The organism is Stutzerimonas stutzeri (genome assembly GCF_024448955.1).
GTDB classification, from domain to species: domain Bacteria; phylum Pseudomonadota; class Gammaproteobacteria; order Pseudomonadales; family Pseudomonadaceae; genus Stutzerimonas; species Stutzerimonas stutzeri_AQ.
Map to the genome: position 1 here is coordinate 70956 of NZ_JAMOIH010000002.1, position 20636 is coordinate 91591.

General features: G+C 62.7%; 21 protein-coding genes. 10 read left to right on the forward strand and 11 right to left on the reverse strand.

Annotated features, from left to right (window positions below; translation table 11 throughout):
* The first annotated feature begins 26 nt into the window (after positions 1-26).
* Complete coding sequence (locus NA645_RS02330) at positions 27-686, forward strand: TetR/AcrR family transcriptional regulator (RefSeq protein WP_256047334.1); 660 nt, start codon at positions 27-29, stop codon at positions 684-686.
* A 13-nt stretch (positions 687-699) separates the two neighbouring features.
* Here the strand turns inward: NA645_RS02330 and NA645_RS02335 are convergent, their stop codons facing one another.
* The 4 genes from NA645_RS02335 to NA645_RS02350 are packed head-to-tail and all read right to left on the reverse strand — an operon-like array spanning position 700 to position 5230.
* Positions 700-1719, reverse strand: a complete 1020-nt coding sequence (locus NA645_RS02335) for a hydrolase (protein WP_256047335.1) — start codon at positions 1717-1719, stop codon at positions 700-702.
* Between the two features lie 37 nt (positions 1720-1756).
* The gene (rsmD, locus tag NA645_RS02340; RefSeq protein ID WP_256047336.1) at positions 1757-2350 is read right to left on the reverse strand and encodes a 16S rRNA (guanine(966)-N(2))-methyltransferase RsmD; all 594 of its coding nucleotides are present in this window, start codon (positions 2348-2350) and stop codon (positions 1757-1759) included.
* Positions 2350-3882 (reverse strand): M16 family metallopeptidase, encoded by a 1533-nt coding sequence (locus NA645_RS02345; protein WP_256047337.1) that lies wholly within the window; start codon positions 3880-3882, stop codon positions 2350-2352. Before NA645_RS02345 ends, rsmD begins: the two co-directional genes overlap by 1 nt.
* Complete coding sequence (locus NA645_RS02350; protein ID WP_256047338.1) at positions 3875-5230, reverse strand: M16 family metallopeptidase; 1356 nt, start codon at positions 5228-5230, stop codon at positions 3875-3877. The genes NA645_RS02345 and NA645_RS02350 overlap by 8 nt, the downstream gene beginning before the upstream one ends.
* 237 nt (positions 5231-5467) lie before the next feature.
* Between NA645_RS02350 and ftsY the strand changes: the two genes are divergently transcribed.
* From ftsY to rpoH, 4 genes are all read left to right on the forward strand, one after another.
* Positions 5468-6775, forward strand: coding sequence for a signal recognition particle-docking protein FtsY (ftsY, locus tag NA645_RS02355; RefSeq protein ID WP_256047339.1), 1308 nt, complete (start codon positions 5468-5470; stop codon positions 6773-6775).
* Positions 6772-7443, forward strand: a complete 672-nt coding sequence (gene ftsE, locus NA645_RS02360) for a cell division ATP-binding protein FtsE (protein ID WP_014851195.1) — start codon at positions 6772-6774, stop codon at positions 7441-7443. The genes ftsY and ftsE overlap by 4 nt, the downstream gene beginning before the upstream one ends.
* Positions 7440-8450, forward strand: coding sequence for a permease-like cell division protein FtsX (gene ftsX, locus NA645_RS02365; protein ID WP_256047340.1), 1011 nt, complete (start codon positions 7440-7442; stop codon positions 8448-8450). Before ftsE ends, ftsX begins: the two co-directional genes overlap by 4 nt.
* Positions 8451-8561: 111 nt before the next feature.
* The gene (rpoH, locus tag NA645_RS02370) at positions 8562-9416 is read left to right on the forward strand and encodes an RNA polymerase sigma factor RpoH (protein WP_256047341.1); all 855 of its coding nucleotides are present in this window, start codon (positions 8562-8564) and stop codon (positions 9414-9416) included.
* An 85-nt stretch (positions 9417-9501) separates the two neighbouring features.
* Here rpoH and NA645_RS02375 read toward each other — a convergent pair whose 3' ends face one another.
* A complete protein-coding gene (locus tag NA645_RS02375) occupies positions 9502-12057 on the reverse strand; it encodes a hybrid sensor histidine kinase/response regulator (protein WP_256047342.1) in 2556 nt (851 codons plus the stop codon).
* A gap of 174 nt (positions 12058-12231) precedes the next feature.
* A complete protein-coding gene (mtgA, locus tag NA645_RS02380; protein ID WP_256047535.1) occupies positions 12232-12945 on the reverse strand; it encodes a monofunctional biosynthetic peptidoglycan transglycosylase in 714 nt (237 codons plus the stop codon).
* Positions 12946-13016: 71 nt separating this feature from the next.
* Between mtgA and NA645_RS02385 the strand changes: the two genes are divergently transcribed.
* The 5 genes from NA645_RS02385 (at position 13017) to NA645_RS02405 (ending at position 16837) form a co-directional block, all read left to right on the forward strand.
* Positions 13017-13391, forward strand: a complete 375-nt coding sequence (locus NA645_RS02385; protein WP_256047343.1) for a DUF423 domain-containing protein — start codon at positions 13017-13019, stop codon at positions 13389-13391.
* A 102-nt stretch (positions 13392-13493) separates the two neighbouring features.
* A complete protein-coding gene (thiS, locus tag NA645_RS02390) occupies positions 13494-13694 on the forward strand; it encodes a sulfur carrier protein ThiS (RefSeq protein ID WP_131649504.1) in 201 nt (66 codons plus the stop codon).
* A gap of 81 nt (positions 13695-13775) precedes the next feature.
* Positions 13776-14570, forward strand: coding sequence for a thiazole synthase (locus NA645_RS02395; RefSeq protein ID WP_256047344.1), 795 nt, complete (start codon positions 13776-13778; stop codon positions 14568-14570).
* A gap of 61 nt (positions 14571-14631) precedes the next feature.
* On the forward strand, positions 14632-15342 hold the full coding sequence (trmB, locus tag NA645_RS02400; protein ID WP_272891943.1) for a tRNA (guanosine(46)-N7)-methyltransferase TrmB: 711 nt from the start codon (positions 14632-14634) through the stop codon (positions 15340-15342).
* A 157-nt stretch (positions 15343-15499) separates the two neighbouring features.
* Positions 15500-16837 carry a DUF1329 domain-containing protein gene (locus tag NA645_RS02405; protein WP_256047345.1) on the forward strand — a complete coding sequence of 446 codons (1338 nt, stop codon included), beginning with the start codon at positions 15500-15502 and terminating at the stop codon, positions 16835-16837.
* Between the two features lie 673 nt (positions 16838-17510).
* On the opposite strand, the gene NA645_RS02410 is transcribed toward NA645_RS02405, so the two are convergent.
* The 5 genes from NA645_RS02410 to metW are packed head-to-tail and all read right to left on the reverse strand — an operon-like array spanning position 17511 to position 20636.
* Positions 17511-17834, reverse strand: a complete 324-nt coding sequence (locus NA645_RS02410) for a DUF3392 domain-containing protein (protein ID WP_256047346.1) — start codon at positions 17832-17834, stop codon at positions 17511-17513.
* 9 nt (positions 17835-17843) lie between these two features.
* On the reverse strand, positions 17844-18998 hold the full coding sequence (gene hemW / locus NA645_RS02415; protein WP_256047347.1) for a radical SAM family heme chaperone HemW: 1155 nt from the start codon (positions 18996-18998) through the stop codon (positions 17844-17846).
* The gene (rdgB, locus tag NA645_RS02420; protein ID WP_256047348.1) at positions 18995-19591 is read right to left on the reverse strand and encodes an RdgB/HAM1 family non-canonical purine NTP pyrophosphatase; all 597 of its coding nucleotides are present in this window, start codon (positions 19589-19591) and stop codon (positions 18995-18997) included. Before rdgB ends, hemW begins: the two co-directional genes overlap by 4 nt.
* Positions 19588-20010 (reverse strand): DUF4426 domain-containing protein, encoded by a 423-nt coding sequence (locus NA645_RS02425; protein WP_256047349.1) that lies wholly within the window; start codon positions 20008-20010, stop codon positions 19588-19590. Before NA645_RS02425 ends, rdgB begins: the two co-directional genes overlap by 4 nt.
* 26 nt (positions 20011-20036) lie before the next feature.
* Positions 20037-20636, reverse strand: coding sequence for a methionine biosynthesis protein MetW (gene metW / locus NA645_RS02430; protein WP_256047350.1), 600 nt, complete (start codon positions 20634-20636; stop codon positions 20037-20039).

A 20636-nucleotide genomic window follows, 5' to 3' on the forward strand; every position in this document is an offset into this window, starting at 1 on the left:
AAGCGCGACGGATGAGCCGCTCCCAGATGCCTGCAAAACCTAATACCCGCGAACGCATCCTCGAGGCCAGCCTGGAGCTGTTCAACAGCCAGGGCGAGCGCAGCGTGACCACCAACCACATCGCCGCGCACCTCGGCATGTCGCCGGGCAATCTCTATTACCACTTCCGCAACAAGCAGATGATCATCGCCGAGCTGTTCGTCATCTACAAAGCGCAGGTGGATGGCTTCTTGCGCCTGCCATCGGCGCGGCCACTGACCGTCGAGGACAAGACCGTCTATCTAGAGGCGCTGCTGGCGGCCATGTGGCAGTACCGTTTCCTGCATCGGGATCTGGAGCATCTGCTGGCGGCGGATCCGCAGCTGGCCGAGGACTATCGCCAATTCGCCCGCCGCAGCCTGGACAGCGCCCAGGCGATCTACCGGGGCTTCGTCGAGGCAGGCGTGCTGCGGATGAGTCCCGAGCAGACCGAGGCGCTGGCCATCAATGCCTGGATCATTCTGACTTCCTGGGTGCAGTTTCTCGGCACCGTCGGTGGTGCTTCCAGTACGCCGCTCAGCCAAGATTTGCTGCGGCGCGGCATCTTTCAGGTGCTGGCGCTGGAGCAGGGGTTCGTCGCCCCCGCCGCGCAGCAAGAGGTGCAGTGCCTGCTCGATCGGCTGCACGTGCCGCTGGCTTTCGATTAGGTTCTCAGCTGCTTCAATCCAGCGTCAGCCACGCCGGTATCCGCCGCTCCAGGTAATAGCGCGGCCTGATCGGCGAGCCTTCGACGAAGCCGACATGACCGCCGGTGCGGTGCAGCTCCAATGTTGTGGTCGACGAGAGTTCGGCCGCTTCGGGGACGCTGTGGCGGAATACGAATGGATCGTCCTCGGCCTGAATCAGCAGCGTTGGGATGCGGATATCTGGTAGGAAATAGCGACTGGAAGCGCGCCGGTAGTAGTCGCTGGCATCGGTGTAGCCATGCAGGGGCGCGGTGAAGCGGCCGTCGAAATCCCAGAAGGTGCGCAGGCCTCGCAACGAGCCGAGGCGTTGGAGCGTCGATAGATGTTCGGCGTTGCCTAGGCTGGTAAAGAAGCGCTGTTTATCCTTCACATACGCCACCATCTCACGCATGAAATGCGCCTGGTACACGCGCGAAAAGCCGGTGCCGATGCGGTCGGCGCACTGGTCCAGCCGGAACGGCACAGAAACCGCCACGGCTTTGTGCAGCGGCGTCGTGCTTCCGGTTTCGCCGAGATACTTGAGCAGCACGTTGCCGCCCAATGAATAGCCGACTGCATGGAGCGGCGCCATTGGCCGCGTGGCCTGCAGATGGGCAATGACTTCGGTCAGGTCGTCGCTGGCGCCGGAGTGATAGGCGCGTGGCAGCAGGTTCGGCTCGCCGGAACAGCCGCGCCAGTTGACGGCGACGCTGGCCCAGTTCCGCTCGGCCAGTTGCCGCTGCAGGCCCAGCACATAGTGCGAGTTGGACGAGCCGGTCAGGCCGTGCAGGATCAGCACCAGAGGCGCCGTCGGATCGTGTGGGCCATGCCAGTCGAGGTCGATGAAGTCGCCATCGGCCAGCCACAGGCGCTCGCGCTGGCGAGATAGTTTGGTGGCGCGACGGCAGAAGGGGTTCCATAGCGTCTGCAGATGGCCGCCCGGCAGCCATCGGGCCGGCGTAAAGGTTTCGTCGCTGGCGGTACAGCAGCTGGTGTGCGGGTGCGTGGTGGTCATGCTCGGGTGCGACAGATGGAGATAACGATCAGCCAGTTCAGGCGTTGCGCTCCCATAGCGCGTAATGCACCGTGCCGGCCTTCTTTTCCCGGTGCAGCCGCCAGTTGCCGGGCAGGCCGAGGCTCGATGGCACGGCTTCGCTTTCGGTATAGACCCAGGCGTGGTCGGCTAGCCAACCTTTGTTTTCCAGCAGCTCGCACGCTGGTTGCAGCAGGTTCTTGTTGAACGGCGGGTCGAGGAACACCAGGTCGAAGGGCGTTGGCGACTGGGTTTCCAGATAGCGCAGGGCATCGCTCTGCAGCAGCTGACCCTGCCCGCACTTGAGCGTATCCAGATGCTTGCGCAGGCTGGCGATGGCGTTGGCATTCACGTCCAGCGCCAATGCCATGCTGGCGCCGCGCGACAAGGCTTCGAGATAGAGCGCGCCGCTGCCGGTGAACGGATCGAGCACGCGGGCACCGGACATATAAGGCGCGAGCCAGTTGAACAGCGTTTCGCGTACCCGGTCCGGCGTTGGGCGCAGGCCTTCGGCGTCAGGGAAGGCGAAGCGCCGGCTGCGCCACTCGCCACCGATGATGCGCAGCTGGCCCTGGCCGCCGTGGGCGGAAGGGCGAATGGGTGGGTAGGCCATCAATGCTCCGGAACGCTGCTGGGTTGCTTGAGGGGCTTTTCGCTCGGTGGCGGCAATGGCTTCTGCTCGACCTCCGGGCCGGCGGTGACGATCACGAAGCCGTCCGCGCTCAGGTGCTCGTTCATCGCCACCTTGACGTCTTCGACCGACAGCGCCTGGACCTGTTGCATGAAGTCTACGAGATAGGTCAGCGGCAGGTCGTAGAAGCCGATGCTGCCCAGCTGGCCAACGATGTCGGCGTTGCTGGCGGTGGACAACGGGAAGCTGCCGGCGACCTCGCGCTTGCTGCGCTCCAGCTCGGCTTGGGTCGGGCCGTCTTCGAGGAACTGCGCGACCAGTTGCTGCACCAGCTGCAGAGTGCCATCGGCCAGTTCGGCGCGAGTCTGCAGGTTGATCATGAAGGGGCCGTTGGTCTGCATGGGGCTAAAACCGGAATAGACGCCGTAGGTCAGGCCACGCTTTTCACGCACTTCCTCCATCAGCCGGGTACCGAAGCCGCCGCCGCCAAGAATCTGGTTGCCCAGATAGAGCGCGGCGTAGTCTGGATGGCCACGGGGAATACCGAGTTGCGCCAGCAGCAAATGGGTCTGGTTTGACGGAAAGTCGATGTGCTCGTGCGTGGCTGCAGGAGGCTGCGGCGCGGGCGGTGGCGGCAACGCGGCGCCTTGGGGTAGGGCGGCGGACACCTGTGCGGCGATCGCCTCGGCCTCTTCGCGGCTCAGGTCGCCGACCAGCGCGATCACCACATTGCCGGCGGTGTAGGCCTTGGCGTGGAAGTCGCGCAGCTGCGCGGCGTCGATGCCGGGAATGGATTCAGGCGTGCCTTCGCTGGGATGCGCGTAGGGATGGTCCTGGTACAGCTGCTCGAACAGCTCCAGACTGGCCAGCTTGCCGGGGTTCTGCTTCTGGAATTCGAAGCCGGTCAGGACCTGATTTTTGATGCGTTGCAGCGCATCCTCGGGGAAGGTCGGCTGGCCGACCACCTGGCTGAACAGTTCCAGCGCTGGCAGGCGTTTGTCTGCGGCGCTCAGGCTGCGCAGGCTGGCGATGGCCATGTCGCGGTAGGAACCGTTGCCGAAGTCGGCACCCAGGTCTTCGAAGCCTTCGGCAATGGCGGTGACATCCTTGCCCTCGATGCCTTCGTTGAGCATGGCGTTGGTCAGCATCGCCAGGCCGGGCGTGGCGCCGTCCTGGCTGCTGCCGGCGGCGAAGGTCAGGCGCAGGTCAAACATCGGCAGCTGACGGGCTTCGACGAACAGCACCTTGGCGCCGCCTTCGGTCTGCCAGCTCTGGATGTCCAGCTCGCGACGCGGTAATGGCTGGTCGCCCAGTTCGGTAAGCGACTCCAGGCGGGTTTCGTCCTGCGCGGCATTGGCGATGGCCTGGCCGGATTCGGCGGGTGTCGCGACGTTCTTCGCCGGAGGGATGACCGCGGCGGTATCGCCGGTTTCGCTGTCGCAGGCGGCCAGGCCCAGGGTGCCGAGCAGGATCAGGCCGAGCAGGCCGCGACGCAATAGGGTGCGATCACTCATCGCGGGTCTCCTTGGGCAGAACATGGGCCACGCTCAGGCGCGAGCGGGTGAAGTAGGTACGGGCGGCCTGCTGGATGTCTTCCGGCGTCACCGCCTCCAGGGCGCTGAGTTCCTCGTCCATCAGGCGCCAGGACAGGCCCACGGTTTCCAGCATGCCAATGGTGGTGGCTTGCTGAGTGATGGAATCGCGCTCGTAGACCAGGCCGGCGATGACCTGGGCGCGAACCCGCTCGAGCTCTTCTGCCGTAGGGGCGGTCTGCTTGAGCTGTTCGAGCTGCTGCCAAAGACCCGCCTCCACTTCTTCCAGCGTGCGGCCCTTCTGCATGTTGGGCGCGGCGCTGAGGACGAACAGGCTGTCGCCGCGGGCATGGGCGTTGTACCAGGCCGAGGCGCTGGTCACCAATTCTTCGCCGCGCTCCAGTTGCCTGGGCAGGCGGGCGCTGTAGCCGCCGTCGAGCAACGCAGTGATCAGGCGCAGCGCATGGATCTGCCGCGGGTTGTCCGTTTCGGTCGCCAGACTGGCCGTGTTGAAGGCCATCATCAGGCTTGGTACCTGGGTGTTGAGATGCAGTGTAAGGCGGCGCTCACCGGGTTCGTCCAGCTCCAGCGGACGTTTGGCGCTGGGGATCGGGCGCTTTTCGATCGGGCCGAAATAGCGCTCGGCTAGGGTTCTGACTTCATCAAGCGTCACGTCGCCGACCACCACCAGAGTGGCATTGTTAGGCGCGTACCAGGCCTCGTACCAAGCGCGTAGCTCCTCGACAGTCATGCGTTCGAGGTCATCCATCCAGCCGATGGTCGGGGTGTGATAGCCGCTGGCGGGGTAGGCCATGGCTTTGAAACGCTCGTAGGCGAGCGAGCTGGGCTTGTCGTCGGTGCGCAGCCGGCGTTCTTCCTTGATTACCTCTATCTCGCGGGCAAATTCGTCGGCCGGCAGCTTGAGGCTGGCCAGGCGGTCGGCTTCCAACTCGAAGGCCACCGCCAGGCGATCGCGCGCAAGCACCTGATAATAGGCGGTGTAGTCATCGCTGGTGAAAGCGTTCTCCTCGGCGCCGAGCTCGCGCAGGATGCGTGACGCCTCGCCAGCGCCAAGCTTGCGGCTGCCCTTGAACATCATGTGTTCCAGCGCATGGGAAAGACCGGTCTGCCCGGGCGATTCGTAGCTGGAGCCGACCTTGTACCAGAGCTGGGATACCACGACAGGTGCGCGGTGGTCCTCGCGGACGATCACCTTGAGACCGTTGTTTAGAAAGAATTCGTGGGTTGGCTGAGTGTCGGCTGCGGTGACCAGCGGCAAGTACAGAGCGGCAAGTAGCAGAGCAGCGGCGCGTCGTAGCATCAGAGACATAGTGAAGACTCGTTCAGAAATGAATCCCGCCGTAATGGTGCTGGCAGGCGGAAACACGCGGGGCATGGTACTGGGGCGTTGTGGTCGGAGGCAAAGTGTCAGGGGATTCGAACTGCGCAGCGATGTTCCAGGTCCGATGGCCACGCTTAGCGCAGTCGGTTGCGCGGTGCTAGGATAGCCCCCGTCTGGCCGGTGGCGTGGCCGCCGGCGTTTCGCCCTCTTGAGAAAATCTTCTCCATGTTTGGTTCCAACGACGATAAGAAGGCGCCGGCCGAGGCCGGCGAGAAGAAAGGCCTGTTCGGCTGGTTGCGCAAGAAGCCGCAGACCCCGGCAGCCGAACCGCCGCCATCCGAGCCGCTGGAAGACAGCCAGCCGTTCGCCGATGAGCCCGATGAGCAGGCCAAAGAGCAGCTGGTCGAGGCTGAGCAGCCCGAGTCCATCGCCGAGGCGCAGATCGAAGCGCCAGCCGCGCCTCAGCCCGAACCCGAGCCGGTAGCGCAACTCGACGAACCCCTGGAGGTGCCGGAAGCCCCGGCGCTCGCTGAAATCGCCGTCGAGCCAGCACCGGTTCCCGTTGCGGAAGAAGTACCGGCCAAGCTGGGTTTCTTCGCTCGCCTCAAGCAGGGCCTGTCCAAAACCAGCGCCAGCATTGGCGAAGGCATGGCCAGCCTGTTCTTAGGCAAGAAGGCCATCGACGACGACCTGCTGGATGAGCTGGAAACCCGCCTGCTGACCGCCGATGTTGGCGTCGAGGCCACCACGGCGATCATGCAAAACCTTTCCCGCCGCGTCTCGCGCAAGGAACTGGCCGACAGCGGCGCGCTATACAAGGCGCTGCAGGAGGAGTTGGCCGGCCTGCTCAAACCGGTCGAGCAGCCGCTGCGGATCGAGCCCGGCAAGCAGCCGTTCGTGATCCTGGTGGTCGGCGTCAACGGCGTCGGCAAGACCACCACCATCGGCAAGCTGGCCAAGAAGCTGCAGCTCGAAGGCAAGAAGGTCATGCTCGCCGCCGGCGATACCTTCCGCGCCGCCGCCGTGGAGCAGCTGCAGGTCTGGGGCGAGCGCAACAACATCGCGGTGATCGCCCAGCACACCGGCGCCGACTCCGCCTCGGTGATCTTCGATGCCGTGCAGGCCGCCAAGGCGCGTGGCGTCGACGTGCTGATCGCCGACACCGCGGGCCGTCTGCACACCAAGGACAACCTGATGGAGGAGCTGAAGAAGGTCCGCCGGGTCATGGGCAAGCTCGACGAGACGGCCCCGCACGAAGTGCTGCTGGTGCTCGACGCCGGCACCGGCCAGAACGCCATCAACCAGACCAAGCAGTTCAACCAGGCGGTGGAGCTCACCGGGCTGGTGCTGACCAAGCTCGACGGCACCGCAAAGGGCGGGGTGATCTTCGCCCTGGCCAAGCAGTTCGGCACGCCGATCCGCTACATCGGAGTAGGCGAGGGCATCGACGACCTGCGCGACTTCGAGGCCGACGCCTTCGTCAGCGCGCTGTTCGCCGAGAAAGGAACGAGCGCAGGTAATCCCCCGTCATGATTCGTTTCGATCAGGTCGGCAAGCGCTATCCCAACGGTCACGTCGGGTTGCATGAACTGTCCTTCCAGGTGCAGCGCGGCGAATTCCTGTTCGTTACCGGCCATTCCGGCGCCGGCAAGAGCACGCTTCTGCGTCTGCTGCTGGCGATGGAACGGCCCACCAGCGGCAAGTTGCTGCTGGCCGGGCAGGACCTGTCGCGCATCAGCAATGCGCAGATTCCCTTTCTGCGTCGGCAGATCGGTGTGGTGTTCCAGAACCACCAGCTGCTGTTCGACCGCACTGTGTTCGACAACGCCGCGCTGCCGCTGCAGATCCTCGGCCTTAACAAGCGCGAGATCGGCCAGCGGGTGATGACCGCGCTGGAGCGCGTCAGCCTCAAAGACAAGGCGCTGCAATATCCCTCGGACCTTTCCACCGGGCAGCAGCAGCGCGTCGGCATCGCCCGCGCCGTGGTGCATCGTCCAGCATTGCTGCTCGCCGATGAGCCGACCGGCAACCTCGATCCGCGCCTGGCGGCGGAGATCATGGGCGTGTTCGAAGACATCAACCGCCTCGGCACCACCGTGCTGATCGCCAGTCACGACCTGGCACTGATTGCCCGCATGCGCCATCGCATGCTCACCCTGCAGCGTGGCCGTTTGATCGGCGATGGGGAGGCTGCTCGATGAGCGCACCCGAAAACAATCCGAACCCGGCCGAACGCGCTGGCGGCGTGCGGAGCAAGCCCGAGCAGCCCAGAGACGACGAGCCGGATTTCAAAACGCTGTTCCACGCCTGGCTGGAAAGCCATCGCGCCAGCATGGTCGATAGCGTCGGGCGGCTGGTCAAGCAACCGATCGGCAGCTTCTTTACCTGTCTGGTCATGGCCGTCGCGCTGAGCCTGCCCATGGGGTTGGCGCTGCTGCTGGATAACGTCGAGCGGCTCGGTGGGTCCTGGCAACGCGCGGCGCAGATTTCGTTGTTCATGCAGCTGAACGTGGACATGGAGCAGGGGAGCGCACTGCGCGAAGAGATTCTGACGATGCCGGACGTCTCGGAAGCCAGCTGGATCAGCCGTGAGCAGGCGCTGGAGGAGTTCCAGCAGCTTTCGGGGCTTGGCGAGGCGCTACGCGAACTGCCGGAAAATCCGCTGCCCGGCGTGATACTGGTGACGCCCAGCGAGATCGATCGTGACAATCTCGAAGCGCTGCGTCAGCGTCTGGCGGAATTGCCCGGAGTGGAGCAGGCGCAGCTGGACCTGCTTTGGGTCGAGCGCCTGACGGCCATTCTGAAGCTGGGCGACCGCTTCGTCTTCGGCCTAACGTTGCTGCTGATCGCCACCCTGCTGCTGGTGATCGGCAACACCATTCGCCTGCATATCGAAAATCGCCGCACCGAGATCGAAGTGGTCAAGCTGGTCGGCGGGACCGACGGTTATGTACGGCGCCCGTTCCTTTACATGGGCGCCTTGTACGGATTGGGCGCCGGGCTGATCGCCTGGCTGCTGCTGGCTTACGGACTGGGCTGGTTGAACGAGGCGGTTGTGGGGCTGGCCGGCCTGTATGGCAGTGATTTCGGCCTGGCTGGCGTGCCGGTCGAAGATGGCCTGTCGCTGGTACTCGGCGCCTTGCTGCTGGGTTACATCGGTGCCTGGCTGGCGGTGGCGAGGCATTTGAGCGAACTTGCGCCGCGTTGATAACTTCTTGATTCATAAGGTTTTTGTAGAGCTGTAAGGGAACTTTTCCATAGGCTTGCAGTCTGACCCGGCAGTGCTAAACTGCTGCAGCTTCATTATTGGAGGATCTGCATGACTACTAATCTGCAACCTGTTCAAGCCCTGGTCCCGGGAGGCAATCTCGAGGCCTACGTGCAGACGGTCAACAGCATTCCGCTGCTTACGGTCGAGCAGGAACGCGACCTGGCAGAGCGCCTGTTCTACCATCAGGATCTCGAGGCCGCACGTCAGATGGTGCTTGCCCACCTGCGATTCGTCGTCCATATCGCCCGTAGCTATTCCGGCTATGGGCTGGCCCAGTCCGACCTGATACAGGAAGGCAATGTCGGCCTGATGAAAGCGGTCAAGCGTTTCAACCCGGAAATGGGTGTGCGCTTGGTGTCCTTTGCGGTGCACTGGATCAAGGCCGAGATTCACGAATTCATTCTGCGCAACTGGCGCATCGTCAAGGTCGCTACCACCAAGGCGCAGCGCAAGCTGTTCTTCAACCTGCGCAGTCAGAAGAAGCGCCTGGCATGGCTGAGCAACGAGGAAGTCGAGCGGGTTGCCGATAGCCTTGGTGTCGAAGCGCGTGAAGTGCGGGAGATGGAGAGTCGCCTTACGGGTCACGACATGGCATTCGATCCGTCAGCCGATGCTGATGACGACAGTGCCTATCAGTCGCCAGCGCATTATCTCGAAGATCATCGTTACGATCCGGCGCGTCAGCTTGAGGATGCCGATTGGAGCGACAGTTCCAATTCCAGTCTGCACGAGGCGTTGGATACGCTGGACGAGCGTAGCCGCGATATCCTTCAGCAGCGCTGGCTGAGCGAAGAAAAGGCCACGCTGCATGATCTGGCGGCCAAGTACAGCGTCTCTGCCGAGCGCATTCGCCAGCTGGAAAAGAACGCGATGAACAAGCTCAAGGGTTCCATTCAGGCTTGATCGTTCGTGGCTGCTCCCGAGGCGCTGCAACTGCAGCGCCTTTTTTATATCTGTCTAACCGGTGCTTGCTTGTCCTTGAAGCGGCTCACGGACGAGGTTCGGAGCGTTCCAGGCTATCGGTAACGGCAATCAGCAGCTGTGCCGCGCTGATGGGTTTGTGTAGCCAGGTGATGCCGGTATCTGTATCGCTCTGCTCGAACCGGCTGGCCGCCGTTATCACAATAATCGGAAGATCCTGGGTGTCGGGATTGGCGCGTACCTCGTCGATCAGCTCGCGCCCGCTCCCGTCGGGCAGGTGCCAATCGAGGGTCATTGCTTCATAGCGAACACTGGCGAGTTTGCTTCGTGCTGTATGCAGGCTCTGCACACGATCAACCGCATAACCGGCATCCCGCAGCATCAGATGCAGCAGTCGACCGGTATCCGGTTCGTCTTCGATTACCAGCAGCCTTGGTTGGCCCTGATCCACCGTAGAGGTGGTCGATTCGAGTACCGGCAATTCGCACCAGAAGGTCGTGCCTTGGCCTTGCTCGGTGTCGAAGCCGACCCGGCCGCCCATACGCTCGATAAACTCTTTGGTAATGGCGAGTCCCAGGCCTGTGCCGCCTTGCTGGCGGCTGTCGGAGGCGTCGGCCTGGGCGAACTTCTCGAATACACGGTTCTGGAAGCCCGGAGGGATGCCTGGGCCCTGATCCGTGACGTTGATGCGTACCTGGCCGGTTTCGGTCAGATTGCAGTGCAGAGTTACTTCGCCGCCTTCCGGGGTGTATTTGATCGCGTTCGACAGGAAGTTCGTCAGCACCTGTTGCAGACGCAGCCCATCGACCCAGACGTTGATCTGAGGGGCATCGCGTAATACGCAGTTCACGCCGAAATGGGTGGCAAAGGCCTGATTGCTGGCCAGGGCCTCTTCCAGCAGCCGGCACAGCGAGTGCTCGCGCATGTCGAAGGCCATCTTGCCTGCAGTGATCTTTTCCATGTCCAGCAGATCGTTGATCAGATGTCCCAGGCGCAAACTGTTGCGATGAGCGATCTCCAGCATCTGCTCCATGCCCGGCGGAACGTCGCCCAGGGCGCCGCCGGTCACCAGGCCCAGGGCGCCGCTGATGGAGGTTAGTGGGGTGCGCAGCTCGTGGCTGACGGTCGAGACGAACTCGTCCTTCATCTGCTCGATGCGTTTGTGTTCGGTCAGGTCCATGCTGGTGCCGCTGATGCGCAGCGGCTGCCCGTTTCGGTCGCGTTGGATGTAGCCTCGGATCAGGGCCGGAACCAGCTTGCCGCTCTTGTGCTGGAAACGCAGCTCGGTCGTGAAGTGATCGACTGCCGAGAGCATGGTCTGCGCCAGTTGTTTTTTGGCCGGAAGCAGGTCGTCGGGCGCCATGACCCTTTCCCAGAGCTTCAGATCCGAATGCAGCTCGCCGGGACGATAGCCGAGCATGTGCCAGGCGCGTGGCGAGGCATAGAAGGTGCCGGCTTCCAGATTCAGATCCCAGAGCCCGTCGTTGCTGCCTTTGAGGGCAAGGCTCAGGCGCTCTTCGCTGAGCTGAAGGGCGCGTTTGTTCTCGCGGATATGCTCGGTCATCTGCTGGGCCAGCGCCTCGGCCCGGCTGCGTCTAAGCGATAGCGAGGAGGTGAGGAAGAACAGCAACATACTGAAGCCGAGACCGAGGCCGATCACCAGCCCGTCGTTGCCATGGAAGAAGGCATCGAACTCCGGCAGGCTTTGCAGGTTCAGGGTCCAGGTTTGCCCATACAGGTCCAGCCGCAGGGTCTGGCTGTATCGTGGGGCTTCGGCACGCGGCTGACTGCGGCTGGCAAAGATGAGCTGTTCGGCCTGCTCTTGCGGCCCGGCGTAGATGCGCAGGCTGATATTCGGATCGGCCACGCCGAGGATTCCGCGCATCAGGTCGTCCATCCGATAGGGGCTGTAGACGAACCCGCGCAGTGCCTGCATCCGCTGTTCCGGCGAATCGATGGGGACACCCTGACGGTACACCGGGACATACATCAGTACCCCGGCCTGCACCTCGCCATGGGTCTCCTGCCGCAGCTTGACCTTGCCGGTGAGGCGCGTCTGCCCGGTTTCGGCGGCTGTCGACATGGCTTGCCAGCGTACCGGTTCGGCAAACATGTCATAGCCGAATGCGGCGAGGTTGCGGTCAGCGAACGGCTCGAGATAAACGATGGGTGTATAAAGCGGGCGCTCGCCAGGCGGATGGATATCGTAGTCGGCGAAGCCTTCTTCGCGAACGCCCTGGACATGGGCGACGCGCTGCTCCGGCAACACTGCCTTGGCGAAGCCCACGCCCTGGATTCCAGGATAGCGCTTGGCCAGTTGCAGGCGTTCGTTATATAGGCGCCACTGCTCGCGTGAAACATCGCCGCTGGTGTCGAACAGGGCAGCGGCACCCAGCAGGATCTGCTCATGATCGATCAGCCGCTTGCCGATGGCTTCGGTGGTCTTTTCCACCAGAAACTCGAATTGGGTGATGGCTGCGCGCGTTTCGTTGCTGCGCAGGTGTTGCATGATGACCAGCTGCACGAGCAGCGTGAATACCAGAACAAGCCAGGCAACGCTGTTGCGCCAGTTGAAGAATTGCCGTACCCCGTCGAGGGTCGTGCTGTGTCCGGTTGCGCTCATGCTGTCGCTGCCATGCGTAGGGCGAATCGAGCGAGAGGTTACTGCATGGGGCCATCTACCTGACAGCCTTCCCCTGCATCTCGCAACATGTCGGCTGCAGCTTACTCGTTGCGATGGCGCCCTGCCATAACGCTCCGTCAGCCAGCCTTGGCGGTCTTTTCACGACGGCGGATCTTAGCGTGCTTCTGGCTCTTGCAGTCCGTTCAGGTAGTGACTGCCGCCTAACTGGCGAACCTGCTGGCGAATCCAGCCGGCACGCTGGCGGACGTGCGGACCGGGACGGCCGGCGTCCCACTCGCGCGGGTTGGGCAGCACGGCGGCCAGCTGACTGGCCTGGGCGGCTGAAAGATTCGCAGCGCCAGTCCCGAAATGGTGCTGCGCAGCCGCTTCGGCGCCGAATATTCCGTTGCCCCATTCGACGCTGTTCAAATAGATCTCCAGGATTCGCTCTTTCGGCCACAGCAGCTCGACCCATCCGGTGAACCAGACCTCGAAGCCCTTGCGCACCCAGCTTCGCCCGGACCAGAGAAACAGATTCTTGGCCACCTGCTGACTCAGCGTGCTGGCGCCGCGCAGCGAGCCGCCGCGCTCGTTATGCGCAAGTGCGGAGCGGATCGCCTCGACATCGAAGCCCCAGTGATCGGCGAATTTCTGGTCCTCGGCGGCGATGACCGCCATCTTCAAATTGTCCGGCAAAGCAGTCCAGGGCCGCCAGGTGCGCTGCAAGTCGATGCTCTGGCCGCCCTCCCGCCAGGATTCCAGCTTGCGCTCGATCATGAGGGCGGTGAACGGCGGCGGAACCCAGCGCAGCACGAGGACCAGCAGCACGGACAGCGCGGCTAGCCAGAGCAGCAGTTTGATGAGTCGGCGCAGCAGGGCTCGGAACATGTGGACATAGTCGCAACCAGAGGGAACGGGCATTATAGCGACCGCCATACACCCTGACCGGAAGCTGCCGAATGATTCGCGCCTATCTCCTAATTGCCGCCTGTTCTGGACTGACCGGTGTGGCGCTGGGCGCCTTCGCCGCGCATGGCTTGAAATCCCGCCTCGGCGCCGACTACCTCGCTGTATTCCAGACCGGCGTGCACTACCAGCTGATTCATGCCCTGGCGTTGTTCGGGGTTGCGCTGCTCGCCTTGCATGCACCGAGCCGCCTGCTGACTGCCGCGGGCGGTTTGTTCTCGCTCGGCGTCCTGCTGTTCTCCGGCAGTTTGTACCTGCTGACTCTGACTGGTATGAGCAAGCTGGGCATCATCACGCCCATCGGCGGGACTGCATTTCTGGCGGGATGGATCTGTTTGATGCTTGCGGCCTGGAATCTTCGCGGCTGAAAAACGGCCTTGTGATGGCAGATGAATGGCGGCGCTTGGCGCCTTGGTGCGCCGGGTTGATCGGGCTAGAATGCGGGCCCCTTGGCTATGGTGGCGATCACTATGCATATTCAGTTGAACGGCGAGCGCTACGAGCTCCCTGACGGTCAGTCGGTGGCCGATCTGCTGCAACGCCTGGAACTGACTGGGCGTCGGTTGGCGGTCGAGCTCAATCGCGACATCGTGCCGCGCAGCCAGCATGCCGCAACGCTTTTGGTCGAAGGTGATCAGGTCGAAGTCGTGCATGCCATTGGCGGCGGCTGACGAGCTCGCCATATTGATATTCCCGGACGTCGCCCGTGCAGCGGCGTATTTCGCTTCATTACGTCTGAACAGGATGGTCCCATGAGCCCAGTTCCGCACGACAAACCCTTTACGCTCGCAGGCCGCACTTATCAGTCGCGCTTGCTGGTGGGTACCGGCAAATACAAGGATCTCGACGAGACCCGCGCCGCCATCGAGGCGTCCGGCGCCGAGATTGTCACTGTCGCGGTGCGCCGCACCAACATCGGCCAGAACCCGGGCGAGCCCAATCTGCTCGACGTCATCTCGCCGGATCGCTACACAATTCTGCCGAACACCGCCGGTTGCTATGACGCCGACGAGGCAGTGCGTACCTGCCGCCTGGCTCGCGAACTGCTGGACGGCCACAAGTTGGTCAAGCTGGAAGTACTGGCCGACCAGAAGACGCTGTTCCCCAACGTCATCGAAACCCTCAAGGCTGCCGAAGTGCTGGTCAAGGACGGCTTCGATGTGATGGTTTACACCAGCGACGATCCGATCATCGCGCGCCAGCTGGCCGAGATCGGCTGCATCGCGGTGATGCCACTGGCGGGGCTGATCGGCACTGGCTTGGGTATCTGCAACCCCTATAACCTGCGCATCATCCTCGAAGAGGCCAAGGTGCCGGTGCTTGTCGATGCCGGCGTCGGTACGGCGTCCGATGCGACCATCGCCATGGAACTGGGCTGCGAGGCGGTGTTGATGAACAGCGCCATCGCCCATGCGCAGAACCCCGTGCTGATGGCTGAAGCCATGAAGTACGCGATTGACGCCGGGCGTCTTGCCTATCTGGCCGGACGCATGCCGAAGAAGCTGTATGCCAGCGCCTCTTCGCCTCTGGAAGGTCTGATCCGCTAATTCTCTCCGTATTCCGCCGCGCACTCGCCCGATTGCGCGGCTTTTATCCGCAGGTTCGTTCATGAGTGACACTTCTACCCCGGCCGAGGGCCAACGGCGCATGCGCACCATCAAAAGCTTCGTGATGCGTGCCGGTCGCATGACCGAGGGCCAGCAGCGCGGCCTGGATCAGGGTTGGCCGCGGTTCGGCCTGGAGCTGGCCGATGGTCTGCTCGATTTCGATCAGGTCTTCGGCCGACAGGCGCCACGCACGTTCGAAATCGGCTTCGGCATGGGCCATTCGACGCTCGAGATGGCTGCAGCGGCGCCTGAGCAGGATTTCATCGGGGTCGAGGTGCATTCGCCGGGTGTCGGCGCACTCTTAAACGGGCTTTTGTCACAAAACCTGAATAACGTGCGGGTCTACAGTTGCGATGCGCTGGAAGTGCTGCGTGAATGCGTGCCCGACGCGAGCCTGGACCGGGTTCTGCTGTTTTTCCCCGATCCCTGGCACAAGAGTCGTCACCACAAGCGGCGCATTGTCCAGCCGGCATTCGCCGAGCTGGTACGGCAAAAACTGAGGATCGGTGGCGTATTGCATATGGCAACCGATTGGCAAGCCTATGCCGAGCACATGCTCGAGGTTATGAGCGTCGCGCCTGGCTATCGCAACCAGGCCGTAAACGAGCAATACGTCGAGCGCCCTCAGGAGCGCCCTACGACCAAGTTCGAGCGCCGCGGTGAGCGCCTGGGCCACGGCGTCTGGGATCTCAAGTTCGAGCGCATCGGCTGACCGCCAATACTAGAGCCGTATCAAACGGCCCACGGAAGAACTGACAAGAACGCAACGCCAGGAAGGCTCGATCTCCCCCCAACACCTAATGAGAGCCCTGTCTGCCGGCAGAGGCCGTTACATGCAGCGCACCCGTTGCGCAGCAAGGAGCAAAGTGATGTACAGGAAATTCGGAATTCTGCTGCTGGCGGCCTGTGCCAGCCAGGCCCAGGCCAAGGTGGACGAGGCTCAGGCCGCCCGACTGGGTCAGGACCTTACCCCGCTGGGTGCCGAGCGCGCCGCCAACGCCACCGGCACGATTCCGGCCTGGACCGGTGGAGTCCAGGCGCCCGACAGCTACTCCGTTGGGATGCACCATCCTGATCCCTATGCTGCTGATCCCGTGCTTTACCGGGTCGACAGCAGCAATGTCGCCGAATATGCCGCACTGCTGCCGGAAGGCCTCCGTGCGCTGGTCGAGCGGTATCCGGATTTTCATCTACGCGTGTTCCCATCACGCCGCAGCGCCTCGGCGCCACAGCGTATCTATGACGAGACGCGTGCCAATGCCGTCTCTGCCGAGCTGATCGCCAACGGCAACGGAATCAAGGGCGCCGCGTCCGGCATCCCCTTCCCGATACCGCAGGACGGTATGGAAGTGATCTGGAACCACGTCTTGCACTACAAAGGTGAGCAGATCCACATGGTCAATAACCAGGCCGTGGTGATCAACGGCAGGGCGAACCTCATCAAGCGGGATCGGCACATTTACAACGTGTACAACCGCGAGGGCATGGACCAGGCGCAGTTGGACAACACGCTGCTCTATTACAAATACCGGGTCACCGCGCCTGCGAAGCTCTCCGGCACCTCACTAGTCGTGCAGGACCCGTTGGATCAGGTGCTGGCGATCCGCAAGGCCTGGCGTTACAGCCCGAGCGACCGCCGTGTACGGCGCCTGCCTTCGCTGGCCTACGACTCGCTGCAGCCGGACACCAGCGGCTTGGCTACCGCTGACGTGGTCGATTCCTTCAATGGTGCGCCGGATCGCTATGAGTGGAAGCTGGTAGGCAAGCGCGAGATGCTGGTGCCGTACAACAGCTACGCGGTTCACCAGCAAGGCATCCCTTACGATTCGATCGTCGGCGCGCGCACCCTGAACCCCGAACTGCTGCGCTACGAACAGCATCGCGTATGGATCGTCGAAGCGACCATGCGCAAGGGTTTCAGCCATCCGTACGACATGCGACGGTTCTACATCGATGAGGACAGCTGGCAGATTCTGGCGGTGGATCTGTTCGACGAAAATGCCGAGTTGATCGGGTTGCAGGAAAGCCATCCGATCAGCTACTACGAAGTACCGATGTTTGCTAGCACGCTGGAGACGCTGTATCACCTCAAGGACGGTAACTACTTCGTCGATGGGTTGGATAACAATGAGCCGATGTATGACTTCGGCGTCAGGCTCAGCCCACGGGACTTTTCGCCAGCGGCGTTGAGGCGAGGGGGAAATTAATAAAAGGAGCGGTTTTTAAAGGCGTTGGGTTTTCGTGGGCCACAACGCTTTTCCCGGCTGAGCTATGGGTTGCGCCTTGTACGGCGCGTCACTTTTTCTTGTGTGGCCAAGAAAAAGTAACCAAAAAGGAGGCCACCCCTGCATCCGGGTTTTGCTTCGCAAAACTTCCCTCACTCCGGCGTTGCTCCGGGGGGCGTCGCGAAGGGCCATCCATGGCCCATCACTCCTCGCTCGGCGTCCTGCCTCGCGACCCCCTGCGCAACGCCTGCGTTCGGCCTTCTGGAGGGGAAGGGAGCCCGAGTCGTTTGGAGGTTGGTTTGAGGTCGGCTTGCTTTTAGAAGCACAGACTGTCAGGCAACACGAAACGCCCCTTTTAGAAGGCCGAGTGGAGTTGCTGTGTAGGAGAGCGAGCGGCATGGATGCCGCGAGAGGCGTAAAGGGTCGGGGCCGCCATCGGTATGGATGGCCCCCTTGTACGCCGGCCCCCGGAGCAGCGATGGAGCGAGGAAACCCCGGCGCACCCAGGGTCGGATGAGGGGCAAGCGGTTTTGGTTACTTTTTCCGCGATTGTAAAAAAAGTGACTCGCCCAGCAGGGCGAAACCCGTGCGTTCAGGCAACTTGATAAGCCTGAGAAAACACGGTGTTTCAGCAAATTCCGGTGGCGGCTAACACCTAATTCCGATCAGCCACCACCCCAATGATGAACAGCACCAGAATCAACACCGGCGCCAGCGTGTAATTGTTGAACTGCGCCAGCCCCTTGGCCAGCCAAGGACTCAGATAGATGATGCCGAGTCCATAAACCACAGCACAGAACACCACGAAAGCCAACGTCCGCAGAACGAAATTCAACCCGCCGATATTCCTCTGCACCCAGGCGTTAAGCGCCGGCCCGAACAGCACGAACAGCGTGGCCATGATCGCCAAGGAAATATCGAACAGATGACCGCGGCTCCAGCGCGAGAGGGTGGCGATTAGGTCGAGTACAAGATCCATCAAGGGTCCTTAGGGCAGAAAGAGTTGCAGCAGGTCGTTGAGAAACAGCTGGCCTTTGGGCGTCGCCACTAGGCGCTGCGAGTCAGCGACCAGCAGGCCGCGGGCTTCGGCTTCGCGGCGGGCGTCGGCCAGCTGCCCCAGCGGTAAACCGGTGCGCTGAGTGAACAACAGGGCGGGCGCGCCGTCGGTGAGGCGCAGCACATTCATCAGGAATTCGAAGGGCAACTCCTCGGCCTTCAGCTGCTTTTCACCAGCACGAAAGCGTTTGGCCGGTTCCAGATAGTCCTTAGGCAGGCGGGTTTTCCAGTTGCGCAGGATGCGCCCGTCGGGCCGGCTGATCTTGCCGTGGGCGCCCGCGCCGAGGCCGAGGAAGTCACCGAAGGTCCAGTAGTTGAGGTTGTGCCGCGCCTGGCGTCCGGGTTGGGCGTAGGCTGAGGTTTCGTATTGGGCGTAGCCCTGTTCGGCGAGCAGCGCCTGGCCAGCTTCCTGGATGTCCCAGAGGGTATCGTCCTCGGGCAGTTGCGGCGGTCTGCTCCAGAATTCGGTGTTCGGCTCGACGGTGAGCTGGTACCAGGACAGGTGCGTCGGCTGTTGGGCAATGGCGGTGCGCAGGTCGCTCAGGGCATCTTCCAGACTCTGCTCGGGCAAGCCATGCATCAGGTCCAGGTTGAAGTTGTCGAAACCGGCGGCGCGCGCCATGTCGGCGGCACGGATGGCTTCATCGCCATCATGTATGCGACCCAGGGCCTTCAACTTGGCGGGCTGGAAGCTCTGTACACCGATGGACAGGCGATTGATCCCGAGACGGCGGTAATCGCGAAACTTGGCCTGCTCGAAGGTACCCGGGTTAGCTTCCAGGGTAATTTCGATGTCCTCGGCAAAGCCGACGCGATGCTCCAGCCCTTCGAGAATCCTGCCTAGCGCCTGGGCGGAAAACAGGCTGGGCGTGCCGCCGCCGAAAAAGATCGAGCCAAGCCGGCGGCCCTGGACCTGATCGAAATCCTCCTCGAGATCGGCCAGCAGCGCCGCGACATATTCATCTTCGGGCAACTGCGGCCCGGCAGCGTGGGAGTTGAAGTCGCAGTATGGGCACTTGCGCACGCACCAGGGGATATGGATGTAGGCCGCCAAGGGCGGCAGCTGGAAGCTGGAAGCTCCGCTCATTCAATCCCCAGCCGCGCTTTGAGCGACGCCATGGCCCGGGCGCGGTGGCTGAGCAGGTTCTTGTCGAGGGGCGTCAGTTCAGCGCTGGAGCAGTCGCGTTCGGGCACCCAGAACAGCGGGTCGTAGCCGAAGCCCTGCTCGCCACGCGCTTCATGCAGGATGCGGCCATGCCAGAGGCCTTCGCAGATGATCGGCAGCGGGTCGTCGGCATGCCTGACCAGCGCCAAGGCACAGACGAACTGCGCGCCGCGCTCGGCGTCAGGGACCTCTTTCAGAGCGTCCAGCAATTTGGCATTGTTCGCCGCATCGCCCTGACCGTCGGCATAGCGCGCCGAGTAGATACCCGGTGCGCCGCCGAGATGATCGACTGCAAGGCCCGAGTCGTCGGCCAGCGCCGGCAGGCCGGACACCCGTGCGGCGTTGCGCGCCTTGAGGATGGCGTTCTCGATGAACGACAGGCCGGTTTCTTCCGGTTCCACATCGCTGAATTCGCCCACCGAACGCACGCGCACGGCGTCGCCCAGCATGGCCTGGAGTTCTTTGAGCTTGCCGGCATTGTGGCTGGCCAGCACCAGTTCTTTGAAGGGCATCATTCGTCAGGGAAGAATTCTTGGTTGAAGGTAAAGCTGATCGGATCGGCCCCCATGGGCTGCACGGTCAGGGCGAAGCGCAGCGTCTCGCGCGAGTCGAATGGGAACTGGGCCAGGTAGTAGATGGCTTCGTCACCTTCCTTGAGTTGCTTGAACGTCAGTGGCCGATCCTGGCCCAGGAGGTTCTTGACCGTACCGCTGACCAGCGCCATTGTCGGCTTGCCGGTCTTGAGCACCGAGATGTTGACCACCCCTTGGGTTTTGCTGCGCACCAGGCCGGCCGCCGCCGCGATGTCCGGCTGCAGGAAGCCGGAATTGAAGGCGATGTGGTGAATGTCGTATTCGCCAAAGCTGTGCTTACGCTCGGCCCAGGCCGGTAACGTCAGCAGCAGGGTCAGCAGGCCGATGAGGCTGCGTTTCATGGTGTTCCCTCCATCATTGAAGCGGGTCATCTGTTCGGTCCGGTGACACGGTAAATACCGATTTCGCCGATCAGGTTCGGCCACAGGCGGCTGCCCCAGCCATGCTTGTGGTGACGGTCGACCGCGAGTCGTTCGAGGACTCGCGCGCCGCGCTCCTGACACAGTCGCTCGAAATCCTCGAAGGTGCAGAAGTGGATGTTGGGCGTGTTGTACCAGGTATACGGCAGGAACTCCGAGACCGGCATGCGCCCCTTGCTGGCCAGATACCAGCGGCAGCGCCAGTGGCCGAAGTTGGGGAAGGTGATGATGCATTCGCGACCGACGCGCAGCATTTCCTTCATCAGCAGATCGGGGTAATGCACGGCCTGCAGCGCCTGGGTCATCACCACCATGTCGAAGCTGTCGCTGGCGAAGTTGCCGAGCCCCTTGTCCAAGTCTTGCTCGATGACGTTGACGCCTTTTTCGACGCAGGCGGCGATGTTGTCCGGGTCGATCTCCAGCCCATAACCGCTGACCTGTTTTTGGTCGCGCAGCCAGGCCAGCAACTCGCCGTTGCCGCAGCCGAGGTCGAGCACCCGGCTGCCGGCAGGGATCCAGTCTTGGATGATTTCCAGATCGGCGCGCAT

Bases quoted from the DNA above. Each gene is read 5' to 3' on its own strand.
- NA645_RS02335 (WP_256047335.1), bottom strand. From the start codon at position 1,719: ATGACCACCACGCACCCGCACACCAGCTGCTGTACCGCCAGCGACGAA.
- hemW (WP_256047347.1), bottom strand. From the start codon at position 18,998: ATGAGCGGAGCTTCCAGCTTCCAGCTGCCGCCCTTGGCGGCCTACATC.
- thiS (WP_131649504.1), top strand. From the start codon at position 13,494: ATGCATATTCAGTTGAACGGCGAGCGCTACGAGCTCCCTGACGGTCAG.
- ftsX (WP_256047340.1), top strand. From the start codon at position 7,440: ATGAGCGCACCCGAAAACAATCCGAACCCGGCCGAACGCGCTGGCGGC.
- NA645_RS02405 (WP_256047345.1), top strand. From the start codon at position 15,500: ATGTACAGGAAATTCGGAATTCTGCTGCTGGCGGCCTGTGCCAGCCAG.
- rsmD (WP_256047336.1), bottom strand. From the start codon at position 2,350: ATGGCCTACCCACCCATTCGCCCTTCCGCCCACGGCGGCCAGGGCCAG.
- NA645_RS02410 (WP_256047346.1), bottom strand. From the start codon at position 17,834: ATGGATCTTGTACTCGACCTAATCGCCACCCTCTCGCGCTGGAGCCGC.
- rdgB (WP_256047348.1), bottom strand. From the start codon at position 19,591: ATGATGCCCTTCAAAGAACTGGTGCTGGCCAGCCACAATGCCGGCAAG.
- NA645_RS02395 (WP_256047344.1), top strand. From the start codon at position 13,776: ATGAGCCCAGTTCCGCACGACAAACCCTTTACGCTCGCAGGCCGCACT.
- NA645_RS02385 (WP_256047343.1), top strand. From the start codon at position 13,017: ATGATTCGCGCCTATCTCCTAATTGCCGCCTGTTCTGGACTGACCGGT.
- trmB (WP_272891943.1), top strand. From the start codon at position 14,632: ATGAGTGACACTTCTACCCCGGCCGAGGGCCAACGGCGCATGCGCACC.
- NA645_RS02330 (WP_256047334.1), top strand. From the start codon at position 27: ATGCCTGCAAAACCTAATACCCGCGAACGCATCCTCGAGGCCAGCCTG.
- mtgA (WP_256047535.1), bottom strand. From the start codon at position 12,945: ATGTTCCGAGCCCTGCTGCGCCGACTCATCAAACTGCTGCTCTGGCTA.
- NA645_RS02425 (WP_256047349.1), bottom strand. From the start codon at position 20,010: ATGAAACGCAGCCTCATCGGCCTGCTGACCCTGCTGCTGACGTTACCG.
- ftsE (WP_014851195.1), top strand. From the start codon at position 6,772: ATGATTCGTTTCGATCAGGTCGGCAAGCGCTATCCCAACGGTCACGTC.
- metW (WP_256047350.1), bottom strand. From the start codon at position 20,636: ATGCGCGCCGATCTGGAAATCATCCAAGACTGGATCCCTGCCGGCAGC.
- NA645_RS02375 (WP_256047342.1), bottom strand. From the start codon at position 12,057: ATGAGCGCAACCGGACACAGCACGACCCTCGACGGGGTACGGCAATTC.
- ftsY (WP_256047339.1), top strand. From the start codon at position 5,468: ATGTTTGGTTCCAACGACGATAAGAAGGCGCCGGCCGAGGCCGGCGAG.
- NA645_RS02350 (WP_256047338.1), bottom strand. From the start codon at position 5,230: ATGTCTCTGATGCTACGACGCGCCGCTGCTCTGCTACTTGCCGCTCTG.
- NA645_RS02345 (WP_256047337.1), bottom strand. From the start codon at position 3,882: ATGAGTGATCGCACCCTATTGCGTCGCGGCCTGCTCGGCCTGATCCTG.
- rpoH (WP_256047341.1), top strand. From the start codon at position 8,562: ATGACTACTAATCTGCAACCTGTTCAAGCCCTGGTCCCGGGAGGCAAT.